At 60.4% G+C, this 7,477-nt stretch carries 5 protein-coding genes and 1 pseudogene; 5 read left to right on the top strand and 1 reads right to left on the bottom strand.

Features of this window, described 5'->3' with window-relative positions; translation table 11 throughout:
* The 5 genes and pseudogenes from ACRXB1_RS25660 to ACRXB1_RS25640 all read left to right on the top strand — a co-directional run.
* A pseudogene (locus ACRXB1_RS25660) lies at positions 1-397 on the top strand (3-oxoadipate enol-lactonase); the annotation flags it as partial.
* A 1-nt stretch (position 398) separates the two neighbouring features.
* A complete protein-coding gene (gene pcaC, locus ACRXB1_RS25655) occupies positions 399-785 on the top strand; it encodes a 4-carboxymuconolactone decarboxylase (RefSeq protein ID WP_449493636.1) in 387 nt (128 codons plus the stop codon).
* Between the two features lie 53 nt (positions 786-838).
* The gene (locus tag ACRXB1_RS25650) at positions 839-2,191 is read left to right on the top strand and encodes an MFS transporter (RefSeq protein ID WP_062170078.1); all 1,353 of its coding nucleotides are present in this window, start codon (positions 839-841) and stop codon (positions 2,189-2,191) included.
* A gap of 540 nt (positions 2,192-2,731) precedes the next feature.
* Positions 2,732-5,146, top strand: coding sequence for a YadA family autotransporter adhesin (locus tag ACRXB1_RS25645; RefSeq protein WP_449493635.1), 2,415 nt, complete (start codon positions 2,732-2,734; stop codon positions 5,144-5,146).
* Between the two features lie 131 nt (positions 5,147-5,277).
* Positions 5,278-6,378 (top strand): OmpA family protein, encoded by a 1,101-nt coding sequence (locus tag ACRXB1_RS25640; RefSeq protein WP_449493634.1) that lies wholly within the window; start codon positions 5,278-5,280, stop codon positions 6,376-6,378.
* Positions 6,379-6,430: 52 nt separating this feature from the next.
* Here ACRXB1_RS25640 and ACRXB1_RS25635 read toward each other — a convergent pair whose 3' ends face one another.
* Positions 6,431-7,471, bottom strand: a complete 1,041-nt coding sequence (locus ACRXB1_RS25635; protein WP_449493637.1) for a DUF3443 domain-containing protein — start codon at positions 7,469-7,471, stop codon at positions 6,431-6,433.
* Between the last annotated feature and the right edge of the window lie 6 nt (positions 7,472-7,477).

The raw sequence follows: 7,477 nt of genomic DNA, 5'->3' as shown, positions 1-7,477 counted from the left end.
TTGGAGCCCGCGTGCCGCAAGGGCGCGCGAGGAAGGCGGCATGTCCGCGCTCGTCGATCCCGTGCTGCAACGCTGGTTCACGGCGGGGTTCATTGCAGATCATCCGCTGTTGCTAGCGGGTATTCGCGACGTGTTTCGCCATACATCGGGCGAAGGTTACGCGGCGAATTGCGAAGCGCTGCGCGACGCCGATGCCCGTGAGGAAGCCAGGACCATCAAGGCGCCGGTACTCGTGATCGCCGGCACGCACGACCAGTCCACGACCGCGGCACAAGGGCGCGAACTGGCCGGCTCCATAGAAGGCGCGCGTTACGTTGAACTCGATGCCGCGCATTTATCGAACATTGAACGAGCCGGCGACTTTACGAAGACGCTGCTCGAGTTCCTGGGAGACTGACATGACCGAAGACGAACGTTACGAAGCAGGGCTCGCCGTGCGTCGCGCCGTGCTCGGCGATGCACACGTCACGCGCTTGCTCGAAAACCGTACCGATCTCACCACGGAATTCCAGAACCTGATCACGCGGTACGCCTGGGGCGACATCTGGACCCGGCCCGGCCTTCCGCGCCATACGCGCAGCCTCCTGACCATATCGATGATGGTTGCGCTCAATCGCAGCGAAGAGCTCGCCTTGCATTTGCGGGCCGCCAAGAATAACGGCGTCACGCGCGAAGAGATCAAGGAGGTGCTGCTGCAGACGGCAATCTATTGCGGCGTGCCGGCGGCGAATTCGGCATTTCATCTGGCTCAGAAGATCTTCGATGAAGAAGACCGCCCGGCATGACTGAGCGCGTTGCACGTTGTAGTCACCAATAAAAAACACGGCAGGAGACAGACATGGCCCAGCTTGACGGCACGTTGGATGTACAGCGGTTCATCGATGAGCGGCGTTTTTCCCCGTATCAATGGATGATCCTGATTTTATGTTTCCTGATCGTGGCCGCCGATGGCTTCGATACAGCGTCCATCGGCTTTGTGGCGCCGGCGCTCGTGCAGGAATGGCATCCGACCAAGGCCGCGCTCTGGCCGGTGATGAGCGCAGCGCTTTTCGGCCTTGCCATTGGTGCGCTGTTCGCCGGACCGCTCGCTGACCGGATTGGCAGAAAGCGCGTCCTGATCGGTTCGGTGCTTTCGTTCGGCATCTTCAGCGTGCTCTGCTCGTTCTCCTCTTCGCTTTCCATGCTCGCGGTCATGCGGCTCTTGACCGGCATTGGCCTCGGCGCCGCGATGCCCAACGCCACCACGCTCATGTCCGAGTATTCGCCGGCCCGCATGCGTGCTTTGATAGTCAACACGATGTTTTGTGGCTTCACCGTCGGCGCTTCCGCCGGCGGTCTGGTTGCCGCAATGATCATCCCGCATTTCGGCTGGCGCAGTGTGTTTGTGGTCGGCGGAATTCTGCCGCTGGCGCTTTCGGTCGTCCTGATCGTGCTGCCGGAATCGATCCGCTTCATGGTGCTGCGTGGCTGGCCCGTCGAGAAGATATCCGCGGTTTTGCGCCGGATGGCGCCCGAGGTCTCGCTGCATAACCTGCGTTTCGTGCTGCCCGAAGATTCGGATTCGCAAAAACGCAGTGGACTGGCCGTGGTGCTGTCCGGGCGGTTTCGCGCCGGGACGGTGCTTCTCTGGATTACTTACTTCGCGGGGCTGCTCGTCTATTACCTGTTGACGAGTTGGTTGCCGACCTTGATCCGCGATACCGGCTTCACGATCCGCGAGGCGTCCATCGTGACGGCGCTGTTTCCGCTTGGCGGAGGTATCGGCGCCATTGGTGTCGGCTGGCTGATGGATCGGTTCGAGCCGCACAGGGTCATTGCCGTTACTTATGTGCTGACCGGATTCTTCGTGTGGCTGGTCGGGCAGCAATCGGCGAGCATCATGTGGCTCGGTGCGCTGACGTTCGTGGCCGGTGTCTGCATGAACGGCGCGCAGTCCTCCCTGCCGGTACTTGCGGCGGCATTTTATCCAACCAGCGGACGCGCGACCGGCGTTGCCTGGATGCTGGGCGTCGGCCGCTTTGGCGGAATCCTCGGGGCGTCGACGGGCGGCTTCCTTCTTCAAGCCGGCGTGGGGTTCAGCACCATCTTCGGACTGCTCGCGGTGCCGTCGCTGATCGCGGCGGCTGCGCTGATGATCAAGCGCGGCGTCTCGCGAAGCGCTCAGGTGGAAATGAAAGGGCGGCCTCTATAGATGATGTCTTGACGGGACCGTGGGTCGCAAAGCGGCGGCGTTGGAAACAACGTCGCCGCTTTTGCGTTGGGCTCCTGATTTTGATCGGTGACGTGCGCCTGATCAAGGCTTCAGGAAATAGCGCGATAAGGATAAAGGAGGTGCTCATGCCCCACCGGGATGAACGTCTTCATGATGCTTAAAAAACACAAATATGCTTGATTGAAGCGGTTTAACTATATCGAATGGCCTGGTCCCGGCCGTTTTAAGAGTTTACTGATGGGGGAAATTTATCTTGATCTGTCACAGTGTCACACGAGCGTGCAACGGCTTTTTCGCATGCAGATACGGGCACTGATCGATGACCGGTCGCATGCGCGCGCACGCTCAGTCAATGCAATCCGAGTGCGCATACGCGTGTCTCAAGACCTGAGAGAACCCAAAAAAATGAACAAGACCCAGCGTGTCGTATGGAATAAACAAAGTGGTGGCGGTGCGTATCGTGGGTCTCGCGAGCGACCTTCATTCGTCAGTCAACGGATGCGGATTGGAACGGCTGCCGTGCTCACGCTAACACCGCTTTCGTTGCTGACGTTGTCGGCAACGGCGAATGCTGCGCTTGTCGATAACCTGGCTTATGCAGCGCAAGTTCGTCAGGCGCTCGGTGTTCTTTCGCCGCAAACCTTGACGGCATCGAACATGCTGGCGGCTGCCACGCCGGCGTTGGGCGCCGGGTCTGGCACATCCGGTCTTTCTCCGGACCAGATGGTTATTTCAGGACCAATCGACGGTACGAACTCGACTGGAGCGTCTGGCATGAACGCCGTTGCCGTGGGTGTGAACGCGCGCGCAACAGGCGACTACGCGGTCGCCGTCGGCTCATATGCAAATGCGGCTGCAGGCGGCGTAGCGGTGGGGAACGGCGTTTCCTCGAGCGGTGTCGAATCTACTGCGTTGGGTGTCGGTGCTCGAGCTGACTCGGATCGAAGTCTTGCAATCGGCTGGCGCACCACAGTCAATACATCCAGCGACGATTCGCTTGCAATTGGTTCGTTCACGCGAGTCACTGGCCTCGCCGCTGGTGGCATTGGCATGGGTAACTTCGTGAGCGGGTCCGGGAATTATGTCGTCGGCAATAGCAACAAGGCGCTCGGCACCGACTCGTTTGTGCTCGGCAGCAACGTCACCGCTAGAGGAAGCAATAGCGTCGTGTTGGGCGCGAGCAGCGACGGCTCATTGAGCAACGTGGTCTCTGTGGGAGATAGCGGCACGGAGCGGCGGATCGTGCATGTCGCCGGGGCGCGTGACGGTACGGATGCCGTCAACCTGAATCAACTCAAGTCGCTTGGTGCAACAACGAATACGGCGGGAGTCGCGACGAATGCATTTGTCGCATACGACAACCTGGACAAGACGACGATTGCGCTTGGCGGGACGTCGGGTCAGGCAGTACGGATCAGCAATGTCGCGGTCGGTGCGCTGAACCCGCAGAGCAGCGACGCGGTGAACGGCGCACAACTCTATGCGACCAATTCGAATGTGCATGACGTCGCCACATCGCTTGCGCAATTGACCAGTGCGGAACCGTTGAAGCTGAGCTACACGGACGAGTCCAAAGCGAACGTCATGCTCGGCGGAACGAACGGTACTGTCATCTCCAATGTGAAAGCCGGGGTGATGGATCAGGACGCGGTCAACGTGGCTCAACTGAAGAGCGCCGGCCTGATCGACGCATCGGGCAACGCGGCGGCAGCAATCACGTACGACATGAAAGCAGACGGTACGGTTGATCGGAGCAGTGCGACGCTGGGCGGGGCGGGTGCAGCCGTGCCGGTCGCGTTGCGCAACGTTGCGGCCGGAGCAGTCAAGGCGGGCAGCACGGACGCAGTGAACGGCGACCAGTTGTTCCAGACAGCGCAACTCGTCGACAGCTTGCGCAATGGTGGAGCGCTCAAATACTTCAACGCCAATACAACGCTCGTGGCGGCATCGGCGACTGGCGCCGACGCTGCCGCTATTGGGGGCAACGCGCAGGCGAGCGCCGGCAATTCGGTCGCGCTTGGTGCCAACTCTGTGGCAGATCGCACGAACACGGTGTCGGTGGGTGCGGCGGGTAATGAAAGGCAGATCACCAATGTGAGGGCGGGCACATCCGACACCGATGCAGTCAACGTCGCGCAATTGAAAAGCGCGGGTCTCGTCGACGAAACGGGCAAGGCGGAAACGGCGCTCACCTACGACAAGAATGCGAGCGGCGCTGCGGACTTCGGCAGCGTTACGCTGGGAAAAGGCATTGCCGGCGGCACCCTTCTTCATAACGTCGCGAGCGGCGTCGTTGCTACGGACGGAGTGAATCTCGGTCAGCTAAATGACGCCGTGTCACGGGTCAACAACTTCACGGCGTCAAGCACCGCGTTTTTCGCGGCCGACGGCGATGCATCGAAGGAAGCAGCCGTTGCTACGGGCAATCACGCTGTAGCGTTCGGAGCGAACGCCACAGCCACTGCTGCCAGTTCCGTGGCGCTTGGAGCGGGTTCGGTTGCGGACCGGGCGTCGTCGGTATCGGTCGGCGCACCTGGCAGTGAGCGTCAGATCACCAATGTGGCAGCCGGTACTTCCTCGACCGATGCCGTCAACCTGGATCAATTGAGCAAGTCAGCCAGTTCAACGCTCAGTCAGGCCAACAGCTACACGGATCAGCGTTTCAGCAATACCGACCAGCAAATCCGGGATCTCGATCGCAACACGCGCAAAGGTATTGCGTCCGCCTCGGCGCTCAACGTGGTCACGCCGTATCTGCCGGGACGCACGACATTGAATGCGGGTGTCGCGGCGTATCGAGGGCAGGCGGCGTTGGGCATTGGTGTATCGCGCTGGAACGACAAGGGAAACATCAACTTCAATGGTGGCGTTTCGTCCTCGGGTGGCAACAGCACCATCGTCAGGGCGGGCGTGGGTTACGTATTTGGCATCTGAGGCCGGCTTGAACAGCAGGCCACCCAGCCACCACTCGTTGCCGCAACACGTTGCAATGCGTCGCAACACGTCGCGGCGCGTAACTCCAATTCGTCGCAGGGATCTGCGACGAATGCTCAACTTGTCGAATAATGAAAAACATCAATCTCGGCGTTGCCTGTCTTTTGGTCCTGACAGGCTGCGCCAACACAGCGGTGCGCGACACACTTGGCATTCAGGATGCAACCGTATTGCAAACCGGTGCCGGCGTTCAGCAGAGTGCGCAAGCGGGAGCAGCGGTCGAGCCGTGGATCGAGCTTTATGGTCGTGTAGGCAACCCGCATGAGGCGATCGGACTCTTGCAGGCGCGACTCGACCGAATGAACGAGCGAAAGAGCACCTATATTGGATTCAAGGACCAATGCTGGATCAATGCAGCGAAAAAAGAACTTGAAGCGGGGGATCGATGGGGCTTCGTGGAAGAGTCCATCGGCGAAGCGGCGCGACTCACAGCGGGACTGGAAGGCGCGCAACCGCTGACAGTCGATAATCCGCCACTGCGCACCGTCACGCCTTTACGTAGCGATTTGGCGGACGGCCTGCGCGCGGCGCTCGCTGATCCGCGGGTTCTGCAATGTCCGCAGGCTCAAAAGCAGATTGCGTGTGCCGAGGTCGAATTGATGCACGCGGGGCACGACGCCTGGACACGGCAGTTCGAAGCTGCCAAGGCAAAAGTCGACGAAGTACAGTCGGCGCTTGCTGATGTTCAGCTCAGCCTTCAAAGCTGCGGCATTCCTGCGGAACACGCCGATGCGCCAAGTGTTGCTTCAACTTCTGCTCCGACCGTTGTCGCGTTGCCAACCGACATGCTTTTCGCTTTCAACGGCAGCAAGGTCGAATCGATCACCGCGGACGGACGCCAGAAGCTCGACGGTGTGATCGCCGATATGAACGGCCTGAACGACGACGGCGCTGTAAAGCTGATTTCGGTTTCGGGATTTACCGATCGTTTTGGCAGCAATACCTACAACCTTCGATTATCACAGCGGCGCGCAGATGCTGTCCGGCGCTATTTGCTCGCCGGCGGTGTGAAGGCGGAAGTGAGGGCGCAGGGCTTCGGGCGAGCGTCGCCGGGTTCGCAATGCCAGATGCGTGACTGGCATGCGCTGGTCGCTTGTCTCGCGAGTGACCGGCGTGTGGAGTTGCGCTTCCAGCGGACTGAAGCCGACAGCGGCGAAAACGCTCATGATTGAACGCTGCGACTCCCGCGTCAGGGAGTCGCAGTGCCGATGCGCTCGCCCAAGCCTAGAACGCGTAGTAAGGCCCTTGGCCCTCTGGCGTCACTTGAGCTTCGATCGCGGTGAAGACCCGTCTGCCGTAAAAGAAAGGCAAGCCCCAATCGAAGTAGCCGTTGGCGGGACCGGCTAGATTGCTGAGCGCATTATTGCCGGTCGCGAAAAGCGATAGTCCGTTGCCTACGGCAAATGTCACGCTTGTCGTCGCAGCGTTGGTGCCAGTAATGCTGGCAGTAAGACTCTGCGGCGCTGTCGGACAAAACCACACACCGCATCCCGGCATGGAAGTCAACGGGAAGAACAAACCGTTGGAACCGCTATCGATAAAGCTCGTGGCGTAGGTACTGCCCTGGAACATCGTTTTCACAAATCCGGTGACGCCGTTGCCGGGCAGAACCTGCGCGCTTTCCAATTGATTGTTCGACTGCGAGCCTATGCCGAACGTCATGGTGCCGGAAACACTCAATGCACCTGTGTCGGCCACCGCTGGCAACTCGATCAGGACGCCGTTGTTATCGGTGGCGAAATTGCTTACCGGATTGGTCACTTGCTGAGCAACGGGCAACGTCGCAGACACGCACGCTCCAGATGTGCAACTGTAGTACCAGCGAGGCAGGGCGGTGGTGGCGCAGCCGCTGCCGCAGTCGGCGGTGAACGGGCCGACGCCAAGAATGCCGTTGCTTCGCAGCGCGGTGGCTGTAAGCATGGGCAGGCCGGAGTTGCTGCAACTCGCGGGAACGGCTGGAACCGCTGGATCGGCGATGATCTGGATCGATGTCGATGCAGCCACTTCGCCCGCCAGATGGACATCGGCGGTACGCACGGAACCCCACGTGTAGCCCGAACCAAACACGGTGCATGAAGCCGTCGGGGTGCCACCGGTTCCCGTTACAGCAGGGAGGGCCAAAGCAGGCGTGAGCGCCGAAGCAAGAATGCGCAATCCCTGCGATCCGGTATCGACCTGGATGTTGTCGATGGTCTGGCAGGTCGTCGTTCCGGGCACGCAGATCGTCACACTTGTCTGCAACATGTTGCGCGTTCCCGTTGCGATCGCCGC

This window comes from Caballeronia sp. M23-90 (assembly GCF_053574605.1).
Note: the sequence above shows the minus strand (reverse complement) of the source record. Positions and strands in the feature narration are given on the sequence as shown.